At 60.3% G+C, this 26,991-nt stretch carries 19 protein-coding genes; 13 read left to right on the plus strand and 6 right to left on the minus strand.

Annotated features, from left to right (window positions below; all coding sequences use genetic code 11):
• The coding region (locus tag AOT87_RS19165) for an IS30 family transposase (protein ID WP_240483278.1) at positions 1-540 on the plus strand (540 nt) is incomplete at its 5' end.
• Between the two features lies 1 nt (position 541).
• Here the strand turns inward: AOT87_RS19165 and AOT87_RS19170 are convergent.
• Together AOT87_RS19170 and AOT87_RS19175 are read right to left on the minus strand one after the other, a co-directional pair.
• Positions 542-1,144, minus strand: coding sequence for a class I SAM-dependent methyltransferase (locus AOT87_RS19170; RefSeq protein WP_057969868.1), 603 nt, complete (start codon positions 1,142-1,144; stop codon positions 542-544).
• Positions 1,145-1,484: 340 nt separating this feature from the next.
• Positions 1,485-2,141, minus strand: a complete 657-nt coding sequence (locus AOT87_RS19175; RefSeq protein WP_057969867.1) for an MspA family porin — start codon at positions 2,139-2,141, stop codon at positions 1,485-1,487.
• Positions 2,142-2,222: 81 nt separating this feature from the next.
• Between AOT87_RS19175 and AOT87_RS19180 the strand changes: the two genes are divergently transcribed.
• A complete protein-coding gene (locus tag AOT87_RS19180) occupies positions 2,223-2,693 on the plus strand; it encodes a MarR family winged helix-turn-helix transcriptional regulator (protein WP_057969869.1) in 471 nt (156 codons plus the stop codon).
• On the opposite strand, the gene AOT87_RS19185 is transcribed toward AOT87_RS19180, so the two are convergent.
• The 3 genes from AOT87_RS19185 to AOT87_RS19195 form a co-directional block, all read right to left on the minus strand.
• Positions 2,694-3,218 (minus strand): hypothetical protein, encoded by a 525-nt coding sequence (locus AOT87_RS19185; RefSeq protein ID WP_057967198.1) that lies wholly within the window; start codon positions 3,216-3,218, stop codon positions 2,694-2,696. It abuts the gene before it with no gap.
• Between the two features lie 157 nt (positions 3,219-3,375).
• On the minus strand, positions 3,376-3,744 hold the full coding sequence (locus AOT87_RS19190; RefSeq protein WP_057967193.1) for an STAS/SEC14 domain-containing protein: 369 nt from the start codon (positions 3,742-3,744) through the stop codon (positions 3,376-3,378).
• A 31-nt stretch (positions 3,745-3,775) separates the two neighbouring features.
• The gene (locus tag AOT87_RS19195) at positions 3,776-4,819 is read right to left on the minus strand and encodes an acyltransferase (RefSeq protein WP_057967192.1); all 1,044 of its coding nucleotides are present in this window, start codon (positions 4,817-4,819) and stop codon (positions 3,776-3,778) included.
• Between the two features lie 208 nt (positions 4,820-5,027).
• Between AOT87_RS19195 and AOT87_RS19200 the strand changes: the two genes are divergently transcribed.
• The 8 genes from AOT87_RS19200 (at position 5,028) to AOT87_RS19235 (ending at position 15,331) form a co-directional block, all read left to right on the plus strand.
• Positions 5,028-5,777: an NAD-dependent deacylase gene (locus AOT87_RS19200; RefSeq protein ID WP_057967191.1), complete on the plus strand. Its 750-nt coding sequence runs from the start codon at positions 5,028-5,030 to the stop codon at positions 5,775-5,777.
• Positions 5,778-5,804: 27 nt separating this feature from the next.
• The gene (locus tag AOT87_RS19205) at positions 5,805-6,677 is read left to right on the plus strand and encodes a P1 family peptidase (RefSeq protein WP_057969866.1); all 873 of its coding nucleotides are present in this window, start codon (positions 5,805-5,807) and stop codon (positions 6,675-6,677) included.
• Positions 6,678-6,856: 179 nt separating this feature from the next.
• Positions 6,857-7,747 (plus strand): SDR family NAD(P)-dependent oxidoreductase, encoded by an 891-nt coding sequence (locus AOT87_RS19210; RefSeq protein WP_234795821.1) that lies wholly within the window; start codon positions 6,857-6,859, stop codon positions 7,745-7,747.
• 246 nt (positions 7,748-7,993) lie between these two features.
• Positions 7,994-9,229: an FAD-dependent oxidoreductase gene (locus AOT87_RS19215; protein WP_070940584.1), complete on the plus strand. Its 1,236-nt coding sequence runs from the start codon at positions 7,994-7,996 to the stop codon at positions 9,227-9,229.
• Between the two features lie 10 nt (positions 9,230-9,239).
• On the plus strand, positions 9,240-10,778 hold the full coding sequence (locus AOT87_RS19220) for a tryptophan halogenase family protein (protein ID WP_198531063.1): 1,539 nt from the start codon (positions 9,240-9,242) through the stop codon (positions 10,776-10,778).
• Positions 10,779-10,971: 193 nt separating this feature from the next.
• Positions 10,972-12,480, plus strand: a complete 1,509-nt coding sequence (locus AOT87_RS19225; protein WP_165610853.1) for an NAD(P)/FAD-dependent oxidoreductase — start codon at positions 10,972-10,974, stop codon at positions 12,478-12,480.
• Complete coding sequence (locus AOT87_RS19230; protein WP_057967705.1) at positions 12,477-14,111, plus strand: FAD-dependent monooxygenase; 1,635 nt, start codon at positions 12,477-12,479, stop codon at positions 14,109-14,111. Before AOT87_RS19225 ends, AOT87_RS19230 begins: the two co-directional genes overlap by 4 nt.
• On the plus strand, positions 14,108-15,331 hold the full coding sequence (locus AOT87_RS19235) for a cytochrome P450 (protein ID WP_057967706.1): 1,224 nt from the start codon (positions 14,108-14,110) through the stop codon (positions 15,329-15,331). The genes AOT87_RS19230 and AOT87_RS19235 overlap by 4 nt, the downstream gene beginning before the upstream one ends.
• Here AOT87_RS19235 and AOT87_RS27975 read toward each other — a convergent pair.
• Positions 15,328-16,974, minus strand: a complete 1,647-nt coding sequence (locus AOT87_RS27975; protein ID WP_081343383.1) for an FAD-dependent monooxygenase — start codon at positions 16,972-16,974, stop codon at positions 15,328-15,330. The genes AOT87_RS19235 and AOT87_RS27975 overlap by 4 nt on opposite strands.
• Before the next feature lie 172 nt (positions 16,975-17,146).
• On the opposite strand from AOT87_RS27975, the gene AOT87_RS19245 reads away from it, so the two are divergent.
• The 3 genes from AOT87_RS19245 (at position 17,147) to AOT87_RS19255 (ending at position 26,904) form a co-directional block, all read left to right on the plus strand.
• Entirely contained in the window at positions 17,147-17,866 is a 720-nt protein-coding gene (locus AOT87_RS19245) for a class I SAM-dependent methyltransferase (RefSeq protein ID WP_057967708.1), read from the plus strand.
• A 957-nt stretch (positions 17,867-18,823) separates the two neighbouring features.
• Positions 18,824-21,142, plus strand: coding sequence for a ferritin-like domain-containing protein (locus tag AOT87_RS19250; protein ID WP_198528440.1), 2,319 nt, complete (start codon positions 18,824-18,826; stop codon positions 21,140-21,142).
• Positions 21,142-26,904, plus strand: a complete 5,763-nt coding sequence (locus AOT87_RS19255; protein WP_057967710.1) for a non-ribosomal peptide synthetase — start codon at positions 21,142-21,144, stop codon at positions 26,902-26,904. Before AOT87_RS19250 ends, AOT87_RS19255 begins: the two co-directional genes overlap by 1 nt.
• Positions 26,905-26,991 lie beyond the last annotated feature (87 nt).

Consider the following 26,991-nt stretch of genomic DNA (forward strand, 5'->3'; position numbering starts at 1 on the left):
GCCGGATGCGACGAGAGTCGCACGTCCGGTGCGGAGGGCGGGCCGGGGAAACGGGCCAGGAGCAATCCCGGCACCGCGCCCCGGTCCGACCCCTACATCATCGGCAAGAACCACCAATCGGCCATCGGCACCCTGGTCGAACGCAGCACCCGCTACGTCATGCTGCTGCACCTACCGGCCAGCCACAACGCCGGGGCTGTTCAAGGCGCTTTGCTCGATGCCATCTCTACGTTGCCCACACACCTGCGCCGATCGCTGACCTGGGACCAGGGCAGCGAGATGGGTCTGCATAAGCAATTCTCCATCGCCGCCGACATGCCGGTCTATTTCTGCGATCCCGGCTCACCTTGGCAACGCGGCACCAACGAAAACACCAACGGGCTTCTGCGCCAATACTTCCCAAAAGGCACAGACCTATCCTTGCACACCCGAGCCAATCTCGACGCGGTGGCTACAGAACTCAACTCACGGCCCCGCAAATCATTGGATTGGGATACACCTGCTCAACGCCTGGCCACCCTCATTGACGTCGCAGCCTAGGCTAAACCATCCGTGAAAGGTGGAACCAACGAGGATTTGTCCGCCTGATCGGCGCCGCCAGTCCTCCAGTGTTGGCACTCTCCTGCGCTTTCAGCTGCCAACGAGAGAATGTGCGCTCGATTTCTGCTGAACTCGCCCCGCGAGGCAACGGGCCACGACGCCCAGGACTAAACGCGAACATCAGCAACGACGCGCCCGGATCCGTGACTGCCGTGATCTCACGGGCATATGCAGCACGCGCTGCGTCACTGAGCCCATGGAAGCAACCGACATCGAGCACTAGCTGATATCCGCTTCCGATCGATTCGGGCAGATCAGTGACATCACCAACCACAAACGTGGCGTTGACTCCGGCAGCTTGCGTCTTCTCGCGTGCTCGGTCTACCGCCTTCTTGACCATATCCAGACCGGTCACCTGCCACCCGCGGACCGCCATCTCCACGCTGTGATCGCCTGTCCCGCAACCGATGTCGAGTGCTCGGGGCATCTCAATCTGTACCGCTGATTCCCGATCAAGGATGGTACTTAGATGCTCGCGAAATCCTGATTGCGCTCCGGCGTCCTCCCATGGCGTCACACCGAGCTGATAGGCCAACTTATACATACGGCTCACGACAGCACCCCCATCTTGAAGCATTCCGACGCAAAATACTCCACTATCTACGCACATATGCAGATTCTGATCAATACCTCCACAGTTTGAAGCCAACGACTTGCCATCACACAGTTGAACGAAAAAACCAGGCAACCACTAATCTCGGACTCCAGATCCAGTCACCTGTGTTGCAACGAACCCTTGAATCCGCCGGTGGGGGTGGGGGCGCTACCGGGCCGGGGTCGGCGTATGCGATGCCGGTGCTCGCGAACAGCACCAGGGTGCTGCTCGCGAGCAGGACGGCTCCACCATGCTGACAAATTATGTTGAACAGAAACATGTCTCGCTCCTAGTTCAGGATGTAGGGGTCGCCATACACGGACAGTTGTGTTTGTTGAACCGCGCTGGCGACCGCGAACGTCGCGTAGGAGCGCACAGTCACCGGGCCGCCGCAGGCATCCACCTTCAAGTGGACGTCTTGCATATCTAGTCGCCCTACGCCTGCCGTCACCGGCATGGTGCCCATCGCGACGGTGGTGATCACGCCCGGTTGCAGGTCGGTTTGTACGAAGCCGCCGATCGCCCCGCTGCCGCCTACCTGTACTCCCGGCTGGCCGCTGACGGTCGCCCCGACCGACCCCGTCAACTGCCCGGTGCCGCCAATCTGAAGGCCCTGCGACACGTCGATCTGGCAGCCGACTTGGTAGCCCGCGACGAAATTGGCCGCGGTGACGGGATTGCTGCCGTTACCACCGATGTTCGCCTGCGCGGACAGCGTCATGAACGCCTCGCGCGAGTTCTGTGCGCCGGCCAGGTTTGGGACCGCATTGATCACCTCGCCCGAGAGGGCAACGGTCAGATTCCAGCCATCGAAGGTCGTGCGTTGGCTGGATTGCGGAGCCATCTCGGCGGGGGCGGCCCAGCTGGATGCCGGCATCGCTAGGGCGCACCCGATGGCCACCACAGTCGCTCCGGCGAACCAACCGGAGCGCTTCGATCCATCCATAATGATCGCCTCCTCAAATAGTTTGTATAACACTAACGATTTGATTAAAACAGATGATCAAGATAGATGTACTGTTGGGGCATGACCGAGTTCCCGCCGGAGGATCACCCCAGGCCAGCGGGGTTGTTTGGACCACTGTTCGAGATTCTTCTGCGTCGCATGCATGTCGAAGTGGCTGCCGTACTGGGTGAGCACGAACTGCGACTCCTGCATATCGGCGTGCTCAACGTCTTGGATGCGGCCGGCAAGCAGTCGCAGGCGGACCTCGCCGACGCCTTGCGGGTAGACAAGACCACGATGGTTGGGCTTTTGAACGATCTGGAAGCTGTTGGCTTCATCGAGCGGCAGCGGTCCCCGGAGGATCGCCGCCGCCACGATGTGGTGATGACTCCGCTCGGAAAGCGCCGGTACGCCGAGATAGTCGACGGGCTCAGGGGAGCAGAGGCCCGGGTGCTCTCCGCCTTGAGTGCCACACAGCGATGTGAACTTTTCGTGTTGCTCGAAAAGGCATTCCTGGCGGAGTCCGGGGATGCCGCGGCCGACGGCGATTGATCAGGTGAGGCCGGTGACGAACCGGATTCGGCCCTGCACCGTGATGTGATAGCTGATGCGGTGGAGCACCGCATCGCTGTCGCGCACGGCCAGATCGACGAGTAGGCCGTCGAACAGACTCTGGATCGTCTGTCCGGGCTGTAGTCCGATGCCGGTGCGTGTCCTGAAACGCCAACGGTCGACGGCGAATCCGGCGTCGATCGCCTGATGCCGATCGAAGATCGAGCTCAGGGTTGCGAAGGGGATGGCGCTGTCCACCTGGAACCACGGGAAGGCCCCGGCAGGAATAGGAATGTTGTGCCGCGTCGTGATCGCCTTGAAGGCATCGCTCATGTTCGGGGAGATCAACGCTTGATTTCGTGACCAATCCACGCTGGTCTGTCCGGGCATGTTGACGATGGCGACGCCATTTGTCTGGAAGACAAAGCGTTGATCGACGATCGACGACGGTTGTTGCTCGTTGACCGCCAGCGCCACCGGAGTGAAGAAGTGTGACTGACTTTCGAAGTTCGGAATGAGGACCATGATGCACGCGCCTTTCGTCGCCGGATGAAGGTTCTTCCAGCGCAGGGCCATTGCGATAGATCCGTTGTCGTGCTCGGCCGAACGTTGGTGATGCGACGGTATGGGGGCGCCGGAGCAGAGGCGCGAGTAGTGCGCTACCCGACTTCGGTTTACGGTCTCAGTGTGCAGCCCATGCTTTGGCGCGCTCCAGCTCGTTCAGGCCGAACATCGCGATCTCGCCGGGAACCATCCATGAGAGCGCATGCAACGTGTGCGCTACCCATTCCTTGTCAGTCACCACGGCGATCTTTTTGAAGGCCGAATGGCGCTGGAAAAGCATCCCGAAGCCCAGCTTCAGATCTTCGGCCAGCCCGCCGGAGCCAAAACCCTCGTAGTCGCTGGCGATGACCTCAACGATCCGTAGTTCATCTGACGCCAGTGATTGTTCGATGACTGGTGTGAACTCGCGTAGTTCGTCGCCGGCCAGCCTGCCGGACACCCGGAATCCAATGACGCCCTCCGGCATATCAGTCAATTTTTCGATCATCGTTCCATCGTGCTGCAGACCCGTTTGCCTATCAAGGCACGGGTGCACGCCGGAATCGAGCTTTGAGCGACATCGCATGTTTTTCCACCACGAACCAGCTCAGTGCCGCCAGTGGCAGGGTGAGTGCAGTCGCAACCAGGAAGAACAGGAATGGTGGCAGGACGGCGAGTCCTGCGACGGCCAGCAGCTGCTGGATGGGGAATGCGTAGATGTAGACGCCATACGACAAGTCGTTGCCTAGGTTGAGTCTTTTGTCATGGATGAGGGCACCGGACACGATGACCACATACGCCAATGGCAGGGCGCCGATTACTCGATAGTTGGAGGTCAGTCCCGAGAGCGCAAGAATGCCAAGGCATATCGCGACAAAGGACCATCGTGCGGGCAGGGCGTCTCGATACTGGTGTAGCAGCGCCCCGGCCGCGAACATCAGCGCAAACCGCGCCACCATCTGCGGAATGGTCTCCATCGCGAAGACCGGATACGACAGATATGCTGCGGCACAGAGGAATAACACGAAAGCGGCGGGAACAACCCATTGCCGCTTCAGTGCTCCCGTTATTCCCAGAGCCGCCACCGCGATGTAGCAGACGAATTCGAAGATGAGCGTCCAGATCGACCCGTTCCAGATGCCAGGCCACGGAATGTTGCGCGGTGTTCCGTCGATACCGGCGTAGAACACGTTGAGCATGGCGTTGTTGAGGAAGTACTCGAACGGTTTGGAAGAGCCCAATAAGCTCGCTGCCGAGCCGCCTTGGATGGCGACGCTGACGGGGGCGATGACGAACGCCGTGATCGCCAGGCATATCCATAAGCCGGGGAAGATGCGCAAAGCGCGGGCGATGAAGAAGTCGCGCGGACTGGGGTGGCGCATCCAGCTTGCGGTGATGAGAAACCCTGACAATGCGAAGAAGCCGTCGACACCTACTTGTGCCAGTAGTCCTTCGTATGCGGGGAACGGCAGGCGGTGTCCGGTGAGTGGCCAGGAATGCCACAAAATGACGGTCGTCGCCAACCCGAGCCGCCACGCGTTCAGCGCGTTCTGTCGAGGATCGAATACTTGTCCGAGAGTCATCTGACCCCCTGCGTAGAGCTAGGTGCGCACCCACTAGGTGGCGTTGTCGAACTATGCGGCGAATGCTTACGCCCGTTGCGCGGCCCCGTGCGACCGGGATGAGCGCACCATACGCCCAATCAAGATCATGGATGACGAGTTCTCGGCCAGATAATTGGAAAACGCCCATTTTCGACCTGGCTGGTCGGTGTAGGCGAGAATTTGGTTGATGAAACAGGTAGAGGTACCCGAAGAGCTGGTCGCCGCCGCGGCGAAGGCGCGGACCGTCGCGGTGCTCACCGGCGCTGGCATGTCCGCCGAAAGCGGGCTGCCCACCTTTCGCGATGCGCAGACCGGACTGTGGTCGAAGTACGACCCGATGACATTGGCGACACCGGAAGCCTGGAACGAAGACCCTGGGCTGGTGTGGGCGTGGTATCAGAATCGGCGCATCCAGCTGATGGCGGTGCAGCCCAACGACGGCCACCGCGCGTTGGCGCAGTGGGGATCTCGCCGTGACGTCAAGATTGTCACCCAGAACGTGGATGACCTCCATGAACGTGCCGGCAGTGCGGAGGTCACCCATGTTCACGGCAGCCTGCTCAAATCGCATTGCGACACCTGCCGGACAGGATTTGACGTGAGTGTCGCCGTGCCCGAGTCCGAGCGGGTCGCACCGCCCGAGTGCGACTGCGGCGGAAAAGTCCGGCCGAGCATCGTGTGGTTCGGCGAGATGCTTCCCGAGGTCGAGTTCGGTCACGCCGTCGCGCATGCGCAGAACTGTGAATTGATGTTGCTCATCGGGACCTCCGGCATCGTGTATCCGGCGGCGGGACTGCCGCAGCTGGCACTGAGTCGTGGGGCGACGGTTATCGAGATCAACCCGCAGGAGACCGACCTGTCCTACCGTGCGGATCTCGTGTGGCGGGCCACCGCTGCCACTGCACTGCCGGCCCTGGTAGAGGCACTTTCGCTCTAGCGGGCGGGCTGAGTACCGTTGGCCCGTATGGGAAACACACGAAGTATCGGCATCCCTCGGGTAGGTGTGGGGCACTGGACCAACGGGGCGGCCGAGACCGGCTGTACCGTCATATCTCTGCCGCCGGGCACATGCGCGTCCTGTGAGGTGCGCGGCGGTGCGCCAGCCTCCCGCGAGCTGGCCGCGTTGGCTCCGGACAAGTCGGTCGTCGCGATCGATGCGGTGGTACTGACTGGTGGTTCCGCCTTCGGACTCGCGGCCGCCGACGGCGCCATGCGATTCTTCGAGGAGTCGGGTAGGGGTGTGCCGACACCGGGCGGGCTTGTCCCGGTGATCCCTACGCTCGCGCTGTTCGATCTGGCGGTCGGAGCGGCAGCTGTTCGGCCGTCTGCGGACGATGGATACGCGGCGGCACGAGACTCGGCCGATGGGCGGCATTTCCAGGTCGGGCGGGTCGGCGCGGGGACCGGTGCCTACACCTCGCACTGGCGCGGCCCGGACGGGCGTCGGCATGGCGGTATCCGGTACGCGGAGGTCGCCGCACAGGGGGTGATCGTCGGCGCGCTGGTGGCCGTCAACGCCTACGGCGACATCGACCTGGGTGGGCCGGAAGTATCGCTAGATTCGGTGGCTGCCCTGTCTGAGTTTTTCGGGTTTGGCGACTCACGTCAGCACACCACAATTGGGGTGGTCATCACGAACGCCCAGCTCGACAAGGTGAGCTGCCATATCGTCAGCCAGGGCGCACACGATGGGCTATCGCGTGCAATCACGCCGCCACACACGCGATTTGACGGTGACGCGTTCATTGTCGCCGCGACCGGGCAGGTACCCGCTCATGTCGATGTTGTGCGGCTGATGGCCCTTGACGCTGTGGCGCGCGCGATTCGTTCGGGCTAAACGTTTCACCTCACGGCGCCCGACTCAGACGTCCGTTCGTGCCGCCCACCCTTGCGCCGGTTACGTTATTTTAGATAACGTATCTATCGAGGCGAGTATTCACCTCAAGGTCGAGGTGAATGTGGATGGAGGCATGCGTGTTTGAGCAGCCGGGCAATGACATCCGATTCGACGGACGGGTGGCGATCGTCACCGGCGCCGGTGGTGGGCTTGGGCGCGAATACGCTCTACTGCTCGCCAGTCGCGGCGCCAAGGTCCTCGTCAACGACATCGGATCACCCGACGAACTGTTGGGCACCGGGAGCTCCGATACCCCGGCCAATTCGGTGGTCGCCGAAATTCACGCACTGGGTGGCGAGGCCGTCGCCGACACGAATACCGTCGCCACCGGGGACGGCGGACGGGCCATTGTCGCCGCCGCCTTGGACGCATGGGGGCGAGTTGATGTCGTCATCAACAACGCCGGAATCGTCGGCCCGATCAAGACATTCGCCGAACTCACCGACGAGGACGTCGATACCGTGCTCGGTGTTCAGTTGCGCGGCCCGTTCAATGTATTGCGTCCGGCGTGGAAGGCGATGGTGGACCAGGGATACGGGCGGATACTCAACATCTCCTCCAGCAGCATGTTCGGCCAGGGGGAGGCGTGCACCTATCCGACCGCCAAGGCCGCAATGATCGGCATGACAACCAATCTGGGTCTCGCCGGACCGGCGTACGGCATCAAGGTGAACGCGCTACTCCCGGTCGGGTTCACGCGGATGGTGGAAAACATGCCCGAGCCTGCGCTCAGTTGGCTTCGTGAAACCTTCCCGGCGGCAGCCGTGGCGCCGGTCGCGGCCTTCCTGGTGTCCGAAGATGTGCCATGTTCCGGTATCAGCTTCAGCGCCGGTGGTGGACGTTTCGCACGGGTTCTCCTCAGCGAGACGCACGGGGTGACCTCGACGGATCTCACCATCGAGGAGGTGCGCGAGAGATTCGACGCGGCGATGGAGACTGCCGGCGCCGCCCCTATCGCCAACGTGGGTGATGAACTAGCGCTCTATGCGGCCGCGCTTACCGCGACATGATGGCGTGGTGTTCCTGGACAATGCCGCGACCAACTGTCGCATCAGCCCACAGTGGCTGACCTGGTACAGGTTCGATTGCTCTGCGGTGCTCCTACTGGGTTGCGTGGGATCAAAGACTGAACTGGACGGTCGGCAGACTCGAAAAGCACAACGCCACTGACCATATTCGTGATGTGGAGCGCGCAACCCGGCGCGCAACATCGATACCAAGGAACCTGACAAGTCGTCTGGGTGAGGTGGTGAACGATGGCCGATTTTCGGACAACGGTGTGCATTGTGGGAGCGGGCCCAGCAGGCATGCTGCTGGGCTTGCTATTGGCCCGTGCCGATATAGAAGTAGTTGTACTAGAGCAACATTCAGACTTCATTCGGGACTTTCGCGGCGATACGGTGCATCCCTCGACCTTGGAAATCATCGCCGAGCTTGGCCTGTACGATGAATTTGAACGGCTATCACACCAGAAGGTCTCAACTGTCGGTGTGGTGCAGGATGGCAAGCGTTTCAACATAGCCGATTTCAATAAGCTCGCTGTTCGTTTCCCTTACATCGCATTGGTGCCACAGTGGGACTTCCTGTCCCTTCTGGCGCGAGAGGCAAAGCGATACGACAATTTTCGGCTTCTCATGTCAACTCAGGCGCTGGGCGTGACGCGCGATCGCGGTCGCATCACGGGCGTCAGGTTTCGCGACCGTTCAGGAGAATTTCGTATCGAGGCGGCACTTACAGTGGCTGCCGACGGCCGTCATTCGGCACTGCGCAGCGATATCGCGTTTACACCGAAGGATCTTGGATGCGCCCTCGATGTTGTCTTCTTCAGGCTGCCCCGACTGGAAACTGATCCCGCAGAGGGCATTTGTGTGCGCCTGGGACGGGGAAAGATCTTCGGAGCTACCGATCGCGGCAACTACTGGCAGATGTCGTATGAGACAAGTCGCGGTGGTTTCGAAATACTGCGGAGTCAAGGGATAGAAGCCTTGCGTGCGGACTTGGCGCGGTTGGTCCCGTTCATGGCAGACCGAGTTGACGATATACGTGGGATCCACGATGTCAGCGTGTTGCAATGCCGTATCGACCGGCTTCGTCGCTGGCATGTACCCGGGCTGCTTTTCATCGGTGACGCGGCGCATGCCATGTCGCCGGTGGCCGGACTTGGCGTCAACCTCGCCATCCAGGACGCGGTGGCAGCCGCAAATATTCTGTGGCAGCCCATACGGCTTGCACAGGCAGCTGGTATCGAAATTGACTGTGCCGCTTTGGCGAAGGTTCAGCGCAGACGCTGGGCGCCGACAGTGCTGTCGCAAGGATTGCAACGAATGGTTCAGCGGTTCGGTATCGATGGCGCCTTGAGCGGAAGGCGGCAGCCGCGGTTCCCGGAGGTTCTCGATCGATTCGAAGTGCTGCAAAAGTCCATGAGCCACGTGATTGGTGTCGGGTTCGGGCCCGAGCACGTGCGCTCTCCGCAGCACGCCTGCGCTAGATGAGGAGATGGTTGTGCTGGAAGAAGTTGTGATCGTTGGCGGTGGTACCGCAGGTTGGATGACTGCGTCGTACCTCAAGGTCGCGTTCGGTGACAGGATCGCCGTGACAGTGGTGGAGTCGGCGCGGATAGGGGCAATCGGAGTGGGCGAAGCCACGTTTAGCACAATTCGACACTTCTTCGAGTATCTCGGATTGGAGGAACACGAATGGATGCCATCATGTTGCGCCACATATAAACTGGGCATCCGTTTTCAGGACTGGCGCAAGCCGGGCCATCATTTCTATCACCCCTTCGAACGTCAGCGGGTGGTAGACGGATTCGGTCTCACCGACTGGTGGCTGGACAATCCGAGGTCCGACAGCTTCGATCGCGATTGCTTTTTGATAGGTACCTTGTGCGACAACGATAAGTCGCCACGCCGCCTCGATGGATCGTTGTTCATGGGCACCGACGGCGAGAACACCGCATATCGAACGACACTGTCCGAACAGGACACGCAGTTTCCGTACGCGTATCACTTTGATGCGTCGCTGCTGGCGGACTTCTTGCGAGACTTCGCGGTACGCCGTGGCACCCGCCACGTAGTCGACGACGTAGTGGATGTTCTGCAGGACGATCGTGGCTGGATTAGCCAGGTGCGTACTCGCGCGCATGGCAGCATCGGGGGTGACCTCTTCATCGATTGCACAGGATTTTCCGGCCTGCTACTGGGACGTGCAATGGGGGAGCCCTTTGAGTCGTATCAGGGGAGCCTCCTCAACGATCGGGCGGTAGCCTTGCGCGTCCCGACCGACCAGGACCGCGGGCACCTGCCTCCCTACACGACCGCGACAGCCCAAGACGCTGGATGGATTTGGAGCATCCCCCTGTTTGACCGAATCGGTACCGGCTATGTCTACGCCGAGGATTACTGCAGCCCCGAGGATGCGGAGCGTGCTCTGCGCGACTTCGTCGGTCCGGAAGCGGAAGGGTTGGAAGCCAGTCATATTCGGATGCGCATTGGGCGGAGCCGAAGAAGCTGGGTGGGGAACTGTGTGGCGATCGGATTGGCCAGCGGGTTCGTTGAACCGCTCGAATCAACCGGGATCTTCTTTATTCAGCACGGCATAGAGCAGCTGGTAAAGCACTTTCCTGACGCGAACTGGGAGGAGAGTCTGCGAGACTCCTACAACCGCGTGATCAACCGATGTATGGATGGTGTCCGCGAGTTCCTCGTGCTTCATTACTATCTGGCCGCGCGCGTGGATACTCAGTACTGGCGTGACTCAAAATCCGTCCAGCTCCCTGCTGCTCTCGCAGAACGGATCGAGCACTGGCGCAGCAAGTTACCCGACACCGGGTCTGTCTACCCCCACTATCACGGATTCGAGCCCTACTCATACGTATGCATGTTTGTCGGGCTTGGTGGAATCCCGGCACGGCCGTCGACGGTTGTGAGGTACCTAGATGCGACGCGCGCGCAGCGTGAGTTCGACCTACTTGCGCAACAAGCGTCACGTCTGCGGCATTCATTGCCGACCCACCGCGAGTATCTCGCTCAGATGTACTGAACCGCAAGAACCGAAGCTCGTACTCGGCCTGCCAGATCGATTCACTACATACGTGTGGGTTCAAGGTTTCGCCACCGCTGGCTTTGCGGTCCAGCGCCACCGTGATGTCTGGGCAGACGAGTGGTGTGGAGGCCGCCCCTGCGGACGGAGGATGAGAAGTGGACAAGAAACGAAACCCGAGGAGTCTTCGCGGATGACACTGGCGCCGAATGAAACACATGGCACAAAGGGACCTCTGCGCTCAAGGTGCGTGACCGTTATCGGCGCTGGTGTCGCGGGACTCGTGGCGGCGTATGAGCTGGAACAGCGCGGACACCGTGTTGAGCTTCTCGAGGCGCGCCCGACCGTGGGCGGGCGTTTGCATACGCATAGTTTCTCGTTGGGCCGAAAGGGACCCATCGCAGAACTTGGTGCGATGCGGATCCCAGCCCGGCACTGTCGAACGATGAAGTTGATCGATCAGCTCGGGCTATCGGATCGAGTACGGCAATTCCGCACCCTGTTCTCTGACGATTCCAACTACCTCGCAACACCCGAAGGTCACGCACGAGTACGCGATGCGTCGCCGGCACTGGTAGCCAAGTTCCTTGCGGATAGTGCTCTAAGGCAGCATTATCCAGATGATGCGGTGCTATGCGCATCATGGCTGGCCGCGAGTGTCAATGCAATTGCGCCCGATAGGTTCCGCCATGGTCTTGGCGCGGATCTCAATGTCGAGCTGCTCGATCTACTGCGGCGCATCGATCTAGCGCCGTTTATCGTCACGCGAAGTGGTATCCAACGTGTTGATCTCAACCGGTTCTTCGCCAACCATCCAAACTTCGCGTGTGGAACCAGACTCAGCCTCTTCTTCGCCGATGTCGTTACTGAGACATCATCGGCACTGTTTCGCCTGGAGGGCGGAATCGATCAGATCGCTGTCCGTCTGTCGGCGCGGTTGCGCGGTCCAATCCACCGGGGGAGCCGGGTTACCGGCCTGCATGTTGTGCGCGACGGGGTATTCATAGAGACGCATCGCGGACTGAACACCGAGTTGATCCGGCGCGATTGCGTGTTGTGTACGGTGCCCTTCTCTGTTCTGCGTGGAATCCGGCTGTCCGGCATGACCGCAGACAAGATGACAATCATCCGCGATATGCGTTACTGGGCAGCGACCAAGATAGCTCTGCATTGTCGTGAGGCGTTCTGGGAGCGCGATGGGATAAGCGGGGGAGGTTCCTTCACCGGCGGATTGGTACGCCAGACCTACTACCCACCGGTCGAGAGCGATCCTCGACTGGGTGCGACATTACTAGCCAGCTACACAATTGGCCCTGATGCAGACTTACTGGCGCAGATTCCGATGGAGCAACGCCTTGCCATGATCCGCGCGGAACTCTGCAAGATTCACCCGGAGCTCAGTCAACCAAGCATGGTGTGCGGCAAGGTGATGAGAGCGTGGGGTGACGATCCCCTGAGCATGGGTGCGGCTTCGGTCAGATGGGGCAAGGATTCAGATACAGCGGAGGAAGAACGGGTGCTGGCGGCAGCACCTCAGGGCGGTCTGTTCTTCGCCGGAGAACACTGCTCGTCCGTCCCGGCTTGGATCGAGGGGGCTGTGGAGTCGGGGTTGAATGCCGTCAGTCAGATAGACGCCTACATGCAGTCGACCGGCGTGGGCGCCATGGTTTGTGACGGAGGCCGTGAGGGCGGTGCGGCGTGACTGCGGCTTCAGAACGTTCTGTCGATGTATTGGTCGTCGGCGGTGGGCCCACAGGACTCGCCATGGGAATGGAACTACGATCGCGCGGTGTCGATTTCGTGATCGTTGAGTCTGGCGACGGTACGGTCACGCATCCGAAAGTGAGTGGCATTGGCCCGCGGTCGATGGAGCTGTTCCGCCGCTGGGGGGTTGCGGAGAAGATCCGCCAGTCTGGTTGGCCCGGTGATCATTCACTGGATTGCGCATGGGTCACAAAGATCGGTGGCCATGAGTTGCATCGAGTTCGTGGATTCACCATGGATACGCGACCAGACTACGACCACACACCAGAACCGGATGCGATCTGTCCGCAGCATTGGCTGGCGCCTTTGCTTTATGCCGAGCTCGGCATCGCCCCCGCGGGTCCAATCTTGACACGTACCCGACTCGATAGCTTCGACCAGGACGACGAAAGTGTGTGCGGCCGGGTCACAGACCTCGTGACGGGTGCGCAATCGGAAATCCATGCGCGATATATGGTCGCGTGTGACGGTACTTCTTCAGACGTCAGGCATGCATGCGGTATCGCGGCACCGGCGTTGCACCGGACAGAGACGTTCCGCAACATACTGTTCCGTGCGCCCAAGCTACGCACGCAGCTGGGGGATGCGGCGGCCGGTTTCTACTATCTGATGATCTCCTCCGCGCTGAGATTTCCCGTTCGGGCGCTTGATGGTCAAGAACTCTATCGATTGACCGTCGGGCTGCAGGGCGATCGGGAGGCGATGGATGATGCAGAAGACTTGGTACGGAGAGCAATTGCGTTCAGCACTCCGGTTGAGGTGTTGTCAGACAACGAGTGGCGGCTGGTCCATCGCGTCGCGGAGACATTCCATCACGGCAGAATCTTCTTGGTCGGCGATGCTGCGCACACATTGTCTCCATCAGGCGGTTTCGGCATGAACACCGGAATCTGTGGCGCCGCCGACCTCGGTTGGAAACTAGCCGCCACATTGGGTGGATGGGCCGGGCCCCACCTGCTTGATAGCTATACGGTTGAGCGTAGACCGGTAGCCCTCAGGGGGGTGGAGGAGGCCAATCGGAATCTCGTCCGGGCGATGAAACGCGAGGTTCCGGATGGACTCGGGGATGATTCGGCGCACGGTGAGTGGTTGCGCGCCCGGGTTCGGGATGAGCTTGCCGACAGCGGGTTGGCGCGTGAGTTTGATGCGCCCGATATCCATCTTGGTTTCAGATATGAGAACTCTCCGTTAGTGATTCCCGACTCTGAGGTGTGCCCCGCGGTGTACGTTCCGTCGGGCGCAGAGGACATGAGGCCCAGCACGCGCCCCGGATCGCGCGCACCGCACGCCTGGTTGACGACGGGAGAATCGACACTGGATCTGTTTGGCAATGGATTCGTATTGCTGTGCTTTGCGGCCTCCGGCCGGATTCGACGGGTGGAAAGAGCGTTCGCAGACAAGGGCGTGCCGTTGAAGGTTATCGCTGAGAGGCAGCGTGATATCGCCGAACTGTATGCGCGGCGATTCGTACTTGTCAGACCAGACGGGCACGTCGCCTGGCGTGGTGAACGGCCCCCGGTAAACCCGGAGGAACTTGTCGAACGGGTGCGGGGCTCATACTCGAGATGACGGAAACCACTGATTATGGCGCGCTGCCATCATTTTCATTGACCGGATGGACTTCCGCCGATATCGCGAACCCGTACCCGGTGTACCGCCGGTACCGTGAGGTGTCGACGGTCCATCGCGGCAACGACGGGACACATTATCTGCTCGGCTACGATGAGGTGGCGAAGGTCCTCTCCAGCAAGAGTTTTGGACGTCGCGCAGCTACTGCGGGTCATTCGGGGACTGGCGGCCTGGTTCCGGCTGAGTGCGCGGCCCTGCGGAGTATGGTGGAGAGCTGGCTGGTGTTTCTCGACCCGCCCCGTCACACCGAGATAAGATCCGTGCTCGCTGGGCGTTTCTCTCCTGCGGTGGTCGCTGGGTTACGGCGGCGCATTGCCGTAATCGCCGCCTCATTGCTTTCACGCTGCGCCCTGGAGCCGGAATTTGATTTGGTGCAGGCGTTTTCGGCTCCCTTCCCGATCCTGGTGATTTCGGAGCTACTGGGCGTGCCAGCATCAGACTGGAAGTGGTTACGAGACAGGGTGATGGCCATTCAGGCGATAAGCAGCAGCCGAAGGTTGACGAGTGGCGTTGAGGTGTTTCGGCTCGCGGACGCCGCGGCGGCAGAACTCAGTGAGTACTTTGTATCGCAGGCGAGGCAGCGGCGGAGAGCGCCCAGAGAGGACTTGGTGTCTTTGATGGCGTTCGATAACGCTCTTTCCTCCAGTGAAATCGCCTCCAGTTGTGTACATCTCATGTCAGCAGGACACGAAACGACGACGAATATCCTGGGCAAGGCGGTACTGGCTCTTGGCGCAGATCGGCGGGTGCTGAGCCTGCTACGGGCATCACGGAGTGTGCCGATCTCTGCCGTCGAGGAGCTGGTTCGATTTGATAGCCCGGTTCAGTCGGTGACCCGCTGGGCGTACCGGGACGTGTGCTTGGCGGGGAGTGACATTGCCCGCGGTACTCGGGTGGTCGCAGTGCTGGGTGCGGCTAATCGTGATCCCGCACGTTTTCCTGAACCGGATGTCCTGCGCCTGGATCGCGGTGCGGGCTGCGGTGTTGGGTTTGGGCACGGAATTCACTACTGCCTCGGTGCAGCGCTCGCCCGCGCCGAAATTGAGATCGGCCTCGATCTGTTGCTAGGCGTACTCGGTGAGTTCACTGTCAAAAGGGTGGAGTACCCATGCGACATGGTCTTTCATGGCCCCTCGTCGCTTGTGCTCCGCCGCAGCTAGCGTTCGTCGCGATGTTGATCGGCGCGAAGCAGAACTTTGTCGAGATGCCCTAGCACGCGGGTGATCGTTTCCCAGCTGAATGGATTGGCGATGGCGGCGATATGTCCGTCTGGACGCACCAGGACGAGTTTTGTGCTCTTGGTGGCCCGGTATACGCGGCATACTTCGGTTTCGTTTCCGGTAAGTAGATGCGTGTTGACGTCGGCGGTATATCGAGCTGCCAAGAGGTTCCGCAGCTGGGCGGCTTGAAATGGATCGATAGTTCCGATCAAGAGAATGTGATAGTTCGGTGAGTGCGTAAGTGCCATGACATCGCGGGCTGAGCCGCGGGGATTGGAGAGGGTCGCATAGGGTGCCCGATCGCCGGCGTGAGGGCCCCGGCCGCTGGAGTCCGGGTGATCGATGGCAGTACTGGTTCGGTAAGCAATCCATAGCTGGGAGAACATGTCAAAGAACAACTTGCGCACGGGCGGCAGTCGGCAGGCTAGCCCGATAGCACGCGTTGCGACGTGCGTCCGCATCCACAAGGCCACGGGGCTGGTTGATGTCTCTAGCTTGAATCCGATGTCAGTGCGGGCAAGCACGGCGGCGGCGACCGGGCGACGTTCGTTTTCATACGTTTCCAGGAGCGAAGCCGGCGCCTCGCCGTTGACAACCTGTGCAAGCTTCCACCCGAGGTTCACCGCATCGCCGACTGCAAGATTGAGCCCTTGTCCTCCCGCAGGGTTGTGAATATGGGCGGCGTCGCCAACGAGAAAGGAGTGGCCGATTCGGAAACTTCTGCTGATGCGGCTGTGAAATCGAAACATCGCTGCCCACACGATCTTCTGCAACTTCGCATCGACCGAGAAGTAGGACTCAAACCAGTGCCGCAGGTCGCTATCGTCGAGACTTGCGTAGGCGTCGTGTGACAGGTTGTCCGCTTCCGGCCCGCGATGAAAGTCTGGGGGCACTACACCGAAGAGCCGATAGCGCCCGCTCGCCAGCGGAAGCACCCCCACGAATCCGCCACGTGTGAGATTCAGTCGCATCTTTTGCATACCAAGGTTAACCGCCAAGTCGACGTCAGCCAGAAGTCCCTTCTGCGTGTACGTTTCGCCGCCAAACTCCTGACCAGTAAGACGCCGGACTGTGCTGCTCGCTCCGTCCGCGCCGACGAGCCAACGAGTAGAAATAGTGTTAGCACCCATGGAGCCCATAATGTTCACGCGCACCCCGTCGGCCATTTCAGCGATATCCTCTACCGCACTGCGCCATGAGACATGTATGCCATGCCTGGCAAGTGCGGCGACCAGAATACGTTCGGTTACGAACTGTTCTAAGGAAAGTGCGTAGGGAAACCTGGTTCGAGCTGCCGTTCCGGTGCCTGCTAGGGGCAACTCGCCCACGTGCCTGCCGTTCTCGTGAATGGCTACATGAGTTATCGGTACCCCGCTGGCAACGGCATGATCGGCGACTCCGAGACGGTCGAAGTGCTCCAGTGTCCGGGCGTGCACGATGGTTGCGCGAGATTGCTGTACAGGCCCGGGCTTTCGATCGACAATCTGTACCCGCACTCCGTGCTGCGCGAGCAGCAGGGCGGTGCATAGCCCGCTCGGTCCCGCCCCCACGACGAGAACGTCACAATCGTAACCTGTTTCCATAACTGAACCTGTTGTCTAGTAAGAGGATTCCTGCGGCACTTTTCAGTATTCCGATGCTTGGCCGGGGGCTCATCCTGCGTGTGAAGCGATACACACCACGCATACGCATAGTTTCTATTGCGATGGCACTCAGCTCAGTGCCGCCTGATGAAGCCGGAAGTACCTTCGCGGTATGACCGCTGGTAACCCCAAAGATTTGATTCCGGATGAGGCCCCGTACTTCGATGATCTCGCCGAGATGTACGAGAGCTTCACGGCAGTAAGGGACGCACGTACCAGTCCGATTCGTACATGGCTGGTCGAACATCTCCCCGCAGGTAAGCGCGCACTCGACGTTGGCTGTGGCACAGGCAACAACTGCGTCATGCTGGCCGAACATTACGACGATGTGGTGGGCGTGGACGTCGCCCAGCGCATGCTCGATTTAGCGGCCGTCAAAGAGAGCCGAGTGCCTATCCGCTACGAATGCCGCAGCGCGCTCGAGCTGTCCCCAGATGTTGATGGCCGATTCGATCTAGTGATGTCGGTGAACACGGTGTTCCACATGGGGTCGGCGGCGACGGTGCTACCCCGACTGCGCGAACTCGTAGCGCCCGGTGGACGACTGTTGATTGTCGATGTCACACGTCCGGATAGCGACGCTGACACCGGTGCCGCGTACTCCTATGCCTTCGACAATGCCCGCATCGTCTATGAGGCATCCGGAAGTGCAGAGCTGGCGGCTTCTGCCCTGCGCATGATGCTGCAACCGCGGTGGCTGGAAATGAGATCAGTGATTACCCCGCAAACCGTTTCGGAGTTTCTCCGTGACTACACCGCCGTACTACCGGGTGTACGCATCACTCATGACCTGATACCCACTCTGGTCGCAGCTGCCTGGGACGCTGACTGAGATCCGGAACGGAGTGCATTGACAATGAGCGTGCTCAACGTGCCGAGAGTGCATTTCGCAGGTGTCGCAGTGACACGCCTGCCGACCGGGCCGCGCAGCGGGCTGTTGGATCTCGCTACCAACCAACCACTCACTCTTGACGGTCCATTTCCACTCGAGCGCCCGGCGCGGGAATACGACGAGTTACTGGAAGCCGGCGGCAGCCGATTCGATCACTCGGGCGCGTTGAAGGCCGACGGTCCATTTCACACCCTGAAGGGATGGAATTTCGGTGGGAACGGGCATTTTTGGATCGACGCAAAAGTGGTTTCCTGCGAGCGGGTGTCAGGTGTGGTGGACACCGATGACGTTCTCGTCGGACGAGACGTGGACTTCTGGGGGCACTACTGCGAGTACACGGCGAGCACGGCCAATCGGGCAAGGGTCTTCGACGTAGATCCTTCGTCAAACTGGACCACAACACTGATGATTGGCCAGTTGGCCCTTGGTCGCCGTGGCCGCTCCCATGATGTCGGATATCTGCTGACCGGTGATGTCAATGGATACTGCCCTCCGCGTTGGCAGAACTCCCGTCACGTCGACCAGGCCGGTGGTCATCCACTTGCGCAGTGGTTGCGGCGCTCCACGTTGTTCCAGTTCGCGATAGGCCGCGACGAGGGTCTGCAATGGCTGGAGGGCGCTGGGGCCTCACCGGCCCTTGCTGCGTTGCGTGCATTGATCGATTCCGGTGCGGCAGATGGCATTGTGGTCCAGTTTGCGTTGACCGGAATGGAAGCTCCGGTCGCTCCCGACGCACCTGATCGGTGGGGGCTGCGCGGAACAATTGGTCCCTGGCGTGCCACGGAGCTGCGGACCTACCCAGCGGGCCGACTACTTGCTCCGCGATCACAGGGCGCCGTCGGCGAGGATGTTTTGCTTCACATGGCGAGCGTTCGTGTGGAGGGCTCAGAGGTAACAATGAACCTGGTTACCGCGATTCCTGCCGTGCGACGACGTGCGCGAGAGGGCCACCCGCCAGTCACCCGTGTTGACGAATTGATCGATATGGGGGATTTCGAACTGCAGACAACCGCGGGGGAAGTCATCGCCGTGGTGCCGCGAAAGGCCTATCTCGACAGCAACTATCACCTGACCTCCGGAATTCTTACTGTTCCGAGGCTTGATAAAAGCCAGGAGAATCCGGATGCTGCTCTGCGATTCGTCGGCTCCGGCCGGGTATTGCTGGAAGAAGCCGAAACGGTGGTGCAGTCAGACGACGCGAGCTTGTTCCTCGAACATCCGAACTCGCGCACTGGCGAGGAGTTCGCCGTTGATATTTCCGTGCGTTCGTATTTCAGAGGAGAGCCCGCTGCCGCCCAGGCGATAGGCGTCCGGCAATTCTTCAACCCACGGGCGCTGCCGCTGGATTCGGCGGCGCAAGCGCCTGGAGCACGTCCGGAAGATGTAATGATCGTCGCGCTACGTAGGTCAGGCACTGCCGGGTACACGACGAACGTCACCGTGGGCACAGATGCCCACGGTTTTGGAGTTGTCACGGTGAAAGGCATCCGTGCCGGCACCACGCGGGTACTGCTGCAGCCTGAAGGGGCGCCACTGCCTGGGTTGGAGAGTGCTTGCGGCGCATACGACAATGACGACCAACTGGGCTATTGGCCTACCGTGGGGAGTATTTCAATACGGGTGCTCCCAGATCGTTGGTACCTGGACGACTTGCATGACAGCGCCATTAGTTTTGACCTCTTGTACCGAGAGGTGTTCGCGTACTACGAGCTGCTGTACTCGTTCATGCGGACAGACGTATTGAGCCTCGCCGATGAGTTCAAGGTTGAGCCCTACGCCAGGCTCATCTGGCATGTCAGCGATCCGGCACATCGCGACCGAACCTACTTCATGCCGTCGACTCGCGATATAAGTACACCTCAAATCCGTTTGTTGCAAAGGTATTTCCTCGCGTGCGAGGCCAAGCGTCAGACTCCGCCTATCCCTACTGGGCGTCGTGTTCCCATCGAGCCGATCACTACACGTAACGAACTGCACGCCGCCCTGGATCAGGCGTTGTCGATTGAACTGGCGGTAATGATCCAGTACCTCTATGCGGCTTACTCAATTCCTACTCACGGCGCTGCGAAACGCTATGTAGAAAAGGGAATTTGGACGGAAGCGCAGTCCGCTCTGGCGTGCGGCCGCGGGCCGGGGACGCTGGACAACGGATACCGGGGGCTCCTGATGAACGTGGCCAGGGAGGAGATGATTCACTTCCTCGCCATCAACAACATCAGGATGGCAGTGGGCTTGCCGTTCCAGGTACCACGGCTGGATTTCGGGCGGCTGAATGGCACGCTCTGGACTCCACTGGAATTGTCTCTCGAACCATTTGGGCCTACTGCAGTAGAGCGGTTCGTGGAACTGGAACGACCGCACGAGCTGGTACCTGGCTTGGTGGGTGATCGACCCACGCCGCAAAGACCTTATCGATACGGCTCATTGAGTGAACTTTACGCTGCGATTCGGGCCGCGATTCAGCTAATGCCAGATGTCTTGGTGGCCAAGAAATATCAAGGAGGGGGAGGACACCACCTCTTCATGCGTGAGTCGGTCAATGCAATCCACCCGGATTACCAGTTGGAAGTCGACGATGTTGCCAGTGCGATATTCGCGATCGACTTCGTTACCGAACACGGAGAGGGCGGAAGGATCGCATTGCCCAACGCTGGTGAAGAGTCGCACTTCGAAACATTCCTCGGGATCTCTGCGTCGCTGGCCCAAGAACACATGAATATGCCACTAGCAGAACGTGTTCCATGGAATCCGGCATACCCGGTGCTGCGCAATCCGACACTGCACACTGTGGACGCCGCAAGGTGCCATGTCACCAATGCGCCCGCGCGGGTAGCGATGACAGCGTTCAACCGTTCCTACCAGTTGGCCGCGCAACTCATGGTGCAGCACTTTGGCTACTGTCCCGCGGGCAACTTGCGACGATCTCCCGTGATGAATTGGGCGTTAGACATAATGGTCACCGTGCTGCGCCCATTGGGCGAGCTGATTGTCACCTTGCCATCCGGGCTGGCGGGAAAGACCGCAGGGCCATCGTTCGAGCTGGAAAGTGATCCGCGGTACATTCCGCGCCCCGAAATCGCGATGGCATGCATGGCCCGTGAAGCAGATGAAATCGCCACGCTGGCTCGCGACTGTCCTGGATTGACTGTTGCCGTGCCGGACGTTCTGACCTTCCTCGGGGAACAGTTCCGCGTCTTTGCAAGGGGCCAACACTGATGGATGCGCAACGTCTCCAGGGACTGGAACTCACTCGCGCACAATCCGAGCAGTGGATGGCGGTGGATCCTGCTGACGGATCCGCAGGCAACGTGGCTCACTGCGTAGAACTCACCGGCCCTGTCGATTTTCTATTACTCGCGCAGGCATGCAATTTCGAGCTTATGGCATCCGGTGCCGACGTGATCAGATTCTCTGAACACGCGGGCCGCCCATATCAATGGTTATCTCGAGGACTCAGCAGAGATCCGCTTTGGGTGGACCTTACCGAAGAGGCGGACCCGGTCGCTGCGGCGTATTCGTGGATGCGCCGTGATTACACCGAACCACGCCCTATGATGTGTAATCCGCTCACGCTCTGGGCGCTGATTAAGGTGGGGCCGGATCACTATTTCTGGTACGTGCGGTCCCATCATGCCGTGATAGACGGCTACGGCGGCCTCGCGATCACCGCCCGGATCGCCGACCACTACTCGGCGAGGGTTCAGGGTGAAGAGCCGGCTCCCTATCGCGGCCTTTCGGTGTCAGAACTCATCACGCTGGAACAGGAATACACGAATTCTGAAGATTTCGGACAGGACCGTGCCTACTGGGCCGGGCGCACGGCCGAGCTAGAAATCGCAGTACATCACCACGCGGCAGAGACGCGCAGCACGCTGGAGCACCGTGCAGCGGCCGGGCTTAGCGCAGAACTAGGCGTGAGGCTGGATGCTGTTGCCGAGACGGCGGGCACAAGCATTGCCAGGGTCCTGACGGCTGCGCTCTGCGGATTCGAATCAGTGCTGTCAGGCCAGGACACGGGCACAGTGGCGCTTGCGGTTGCCGGCCGGCGGACCACGGCGCTGAAACTCTCCGGCGGGATGATCTCTAACGCAATACCGATCGCGCTCCACTGTGGGTACCCGGTCACCAGAGACGGTTTGATTAAAGCCGCCGCCTCCGCGGTGTCCAGCGGTCTGCGGCATGCGCGGTATCGGTTCGAGGATATAAGACGCGACGCCGGTGCCGTGGGATATGGGAGGAATGCATTCGGGCCCACGGTGAACATACTTTTGGCCGACAACATCGTGCGGTTGGGCGTGGCTAGGGGCAAGTACGAGATCCTCACCTCGGGGAACACCGAGTACCTGCATTTCGACATCTACCGATCTGGGCCCGAGAATCTCCTACATATCAACCTTATTGGGAACGATGCCTTCTTCACCGCGACAGATATCCGGGAACGGCTAGATCGGTGTTTGAGATACCTGCGCGAGTTCTTGAGTGCCCCTGGCGACACCCCACTCGGCAAGATCAACACACTCGATGATGCGGAACGGCGCCGGGTACTTACCTGGGGCAACGGCGAGGAGCTCGCGCAGGATGCCGTTCTGCCCGAAGAGTCCTCGCTCGGGGAGATCTTCCAAAGACGAGTGGCCACTCACGTAGATGAGGTGGTGATCCGCAGCGACGGCACTTCGTGGAGGTACCGAGAATTCGCAGGCCGCGTCAATAGGCTGGCTCGACAGTTGATCGAACTGGGTGTTGGGCCCGAGACCGTCGTGGCGGTTGCGATGGTGCGGTCGGCGGACATGTTGGTGAGTATGTACGCGGTGATTGTCGCAGGCGGCGCTTACCTTCCCATCGATCCGGCGTCGCCGGAACACCGCAATGCACATATCGCAGAGGCGGCCGCACCGCATCTTGTTCTCACCAGGAGTAGTGACCCTCATACCCGAGGGTTGCCGGCATCTGTCCCCGTCATCGCGGTCGACAGGATTGAGCTGTCGGAGTTCTCCGATCGCCCCGTCGTCGATGCCGATCGAAGGTGCTCACTTCGGCCGGGTCACATTGCCTACATAATCTTCACCTCTGGTTCGACCGGAAGGCCCAAGGGAGTAATGGTCGATCATGCGGCCATCGTTGCCCATCTGAGATGGATGCAAGCGCGATACCACATGAGTTCCAGTGATGTGGTGTTGCACAAAACCCCTGCCACTTTTGATGTGTCGGTGTGGGAGATGCTGTGGCCAATCTTATATGGAGCGCGAGTAGTGATTGCCGCTCCAGATGGGCATACCGATCATGCCTACTTGGAGGCTCTCATATGCACCGAGCAGGTAACGATTGCCCACTTCGTACCTTCCGTGTTGGAGGTGTTCGCGGCCGAGGCTGAGCTATCGGCCTGTCAGAGCGTGCGGATGATCGTCTCGTCGGGTGAAGTGCTGCCGGCTGATCTGGCCAGCCGCCTACGCGCGGCCGACATCGAGATACATAACCTATATGGACCCACGGAAACAACCATTGATGTTACTTCACACCAAGTTTCGGAGTCAGATACCGATACGGTACCGATAGGCGCACCTGTCGCGGGTACCCGGCTCTTCGTCCTGGATGGATGGCTGAGGCCGGTACCGCCAGGAGTGCCGGGTGAATTGTATGTCGCCGGAATGCAGTTGGCGCGCGGCTACGTCAACTGCTCGGGATTGACTGCGCAGCGCTTCGTGGCCTGCCCCACCGCTGCGGGGGAGCGTATGTACCGCACCGGCGATGTGGTGCGGTGGGATGCGTCAGGTCACTTAGAATATTTGGGACGCAAGGATTTTCAGCTGAAGTTACATGGAGTGCGCATTGAACCGGGTGAGATAGAAGCCGTCTTGACGGATCATCCTGCGATCGACCGCGCCGTGGTGATAGCGCATTCGGAGGGGCGAGCAAAAGATCACAGGCTGGTGGGATACGTCGTGGCGGCAGGCGACTTCGGCGTGGCGCACGAGCGCGACACAGTACATCGCTGGCGTGACGTCTACGACGAACTGTATGGCGATGGGGCGCGAGATCAGCCGTCCCGACGTGGCTTGGGGGCCGAAGACGACTTCACAGGCTGGAATAGCAGCTACACCGGGGCGCCGATTCCGTTGGATCAGATGCGTGAATGGCGTGACATGACAGTGAACCGCATTCGTGAACTCGGACCGCGACGAGTATTGGAGATCGGTGTTGGCTCGGGGCTGATTCTGTCGAAGATCGCACCCCTGTGTGAGGTCTACTGCGGTTCAGATCTCTCGCCCGTGACTGTGGCCCGCCTGGGCCGGTGGCTGGGTGATGTGAAGGAGGCTTGGGCTGGGCGCGTCCACCTTATCGCCGGTGGGGCAGACGAATTGAGTGACTACGCCACCGGACACTTTGACACCGTCGTACTTAACTCAGTTGTGCAGTACTTCCCCAGCGCTCACTACCTGCGGCGTGTTGTTGATCGGGCCCTGCGGGTACTCGCGCCAGGCGGTGCGCTGTTCATCGGTGATGTACGAAGTTTGAGATATCTGCGGGAACTCGAGACCGGGGTGGAATTGGCACGGGGAAGTGATGGCCATTCGGGCGATGTACGTCGGCGCGTGCTGAGGCGATTGTCGAATCAGCGTGAACTGTTGGTGGATCCGCACTTCTTCTCCGAGATCGCTCACGAGTTCCCCGGCGTTGTGCACGACATCCAGCTCAAGCGGGGCAGCTCGATCAACGAACTGACTCGTTACAGATATGACGTAGTCCTACATAAGATGCCCAAACCAACTGTCTCCGTGAAGAAGGCGGCGCACGTCGAGTACGTCGATATAGATGCCATCCGGTCGCTACTCCTGGGGCAAGGTATGGAATGTGTTCGAGTGCTGGCTATTCCGCATCGGGGCTTGTTGACTGAAATCCGGGCGGTCGACGAGCTTGCGAAAAATATGAAAGACCTAGCGACACCACGGGATCGTGAGGGCAGCGCCGCTGATGGACTGCCTGAAGGACTGTTGCCAGAAGATCTCCACACGGCGGCGGCCGAGTGCGGCTACTCGTGTGCGGTCACATGGTCGGCGCGACGCGGCTACATGGAGGCCGTCTTCGTGCAGACGTCCGCGTTGAACGGCAGATGCATCGTCGATGCCTACGTCCCCGGTACTTCGAGCCGTTCTGCTAAACCAACGTCGAACAAGCCGATGGCTGGTGTCCTGGCCGAGGCCGTGCGTGAGTTCGCCGCGGCACGGCTGCCCGACTATATGGCGCCGTCGGTGATCGTGGTGCTCAGTGAGTGGCCGTTGACCGCGTCGGGAAAGCTGGATCGTGCTGGACTGCCCGCTCCGTCGATGGTGCAGGACAGGTACCGTGCTCCCACCTCCGAAGCAGAGCGGCTCTTAAGCGGCGTATTTGCTGAAGTGCTCGGAGCGGATCGGGTCGGCGTCGACGATGACTTCTTCGCGCTGGGAGGGGACAGCATTCTCTCGACGCAGATCGTGGCGCGGGCGCGCAGGATCCCCGTGGTGTTTACGTCACGCGATGTGCTCGAGAAGCGCACGGTAAGACGGTTGGTTCAGTTCATAACGAGTGGAGAAAAAACCCCTGCCCTGCAGGAAGTCTCCGGCGGAGACGTGGGTGAGATGGAATTGTCGCCTGCGGCCCAATGGTTGATGGAGTTGGGAGGCAATGGTTGCGGCCGCTTCCATCTCTCCACGCTGGTCAGATTGCCTAGAGGCATCGATCGGCGCGCGCTTGTGTCAGTGCTCACTGCGGTGATCGGACAACACGCCATGATGCGCGCTCGGTTGTGCCGCAAAGAAGTGGGATCCCAACAGGAATGGCGAATGGTTGCGGGTTCGGCGAGCTCGATAGACGTCGATGCGCTGCTGATCCGCGTCCAAGTCGAGAGTGGTCAAGGTATTCCGGAAGGCGTCTGGGAGGCGGCGGTAAGCGAGTTGAACCCATTCTTGGGCAACGTGGTCCGAGCGGTATGGCTTGACTGCGGACCTGACGGTGAGGGCAGCTTGTTGCTGGTGGCGCACCACCTGATTTTCGATGGCGTGTCTTCACGGATCGTGCTGGAGGACCTGGCGGCAGCGTGGGCGGATATCGAGGCGGGACGACCGCTCGCCCTATCGGCGGACGGTACCTCGATGCGAACCTGGTTGCATGCCTTGCGTGCCGAGGCGAGTTCGGCGTCTCGGGTGGCGGAGCTTGCGATGTGGAAATCGATGCTTGAGGGGCCAGATCCGCTGCCGGGGATTCGGGCGCTTGATCCGGCGGTCGACACCACCTCGAAAATCCAGCGAGTGCAAACATTTATTGACGCTGAAACAACTTCGGCAATTCTTGGCCCCGGGCTGGCAGGGGAGGAGCCTCAGCTTGGCGATATTTTGATGGCTGCGTTGGCAGTCGCCGTGGCACGGTGGCAGGGCCGAAGAGGCGTGGTGCTGCCGTCGGTACTTTTGCGGCTGATAGGCCATGGTCGTCAGGAGCTTGCGGGGGCGGACCTATCGCGGACGGTGGGGTGGTTTAACTCGATATATCCACTACGGATTGACTTATCCGGCATTCATTTGGACGAAGATCCAGCAGGTAATCGCGATATCGCCGCAGCGGTATTGGCCGTCGCCCAGCGTGTGCAAAGTATCCCGGATGGCGGTGTTGGGTATGGGCTACTTCGGTATCTGAACCGAGACACCGCACAGGAGTTGCCTGCTGAAATGCCAGGCCGGATTTGCTTTAACTATCTCGGTCAAATGCAGACCGATACAAAGGATGCCGGTGCATGGAAGCCAATCGTCGAGGGACTGTATGAATCCATGCCAGACCCCGGGCTGCCCGCCGCCGCGGCCCTGGACATCACCGTGGTTGTGATCGACGGCCGGATGATTGGGGATTTCGGATTTCCCACGTTGTTGTTTGAGATGAGGGAGGTGCAGGAGCTGGCCGAATTGTGGGCTGACGTGTTGTCCAGTTTGGCCGTAACAGTGAGTAGTAGGTAACGAAGGGCACGAGCCCTTGTTCGATGAGTTGGCAAGGTGCACAGCTGAGTTGATTGCATGGCGCAGTGTCTTCTTAACTTGCTTTAA

The organism is Mycobacteroides sp. H003 (assembly GCF_001440135.1).
Taxonomy (GTDB): domain Bacteria; phylum Actinomycetota; class Actinomycetes; order Mycobacteriales; family Mycobacteriaceae; genus Mycobacterium; species Mycobacterium gwanakae.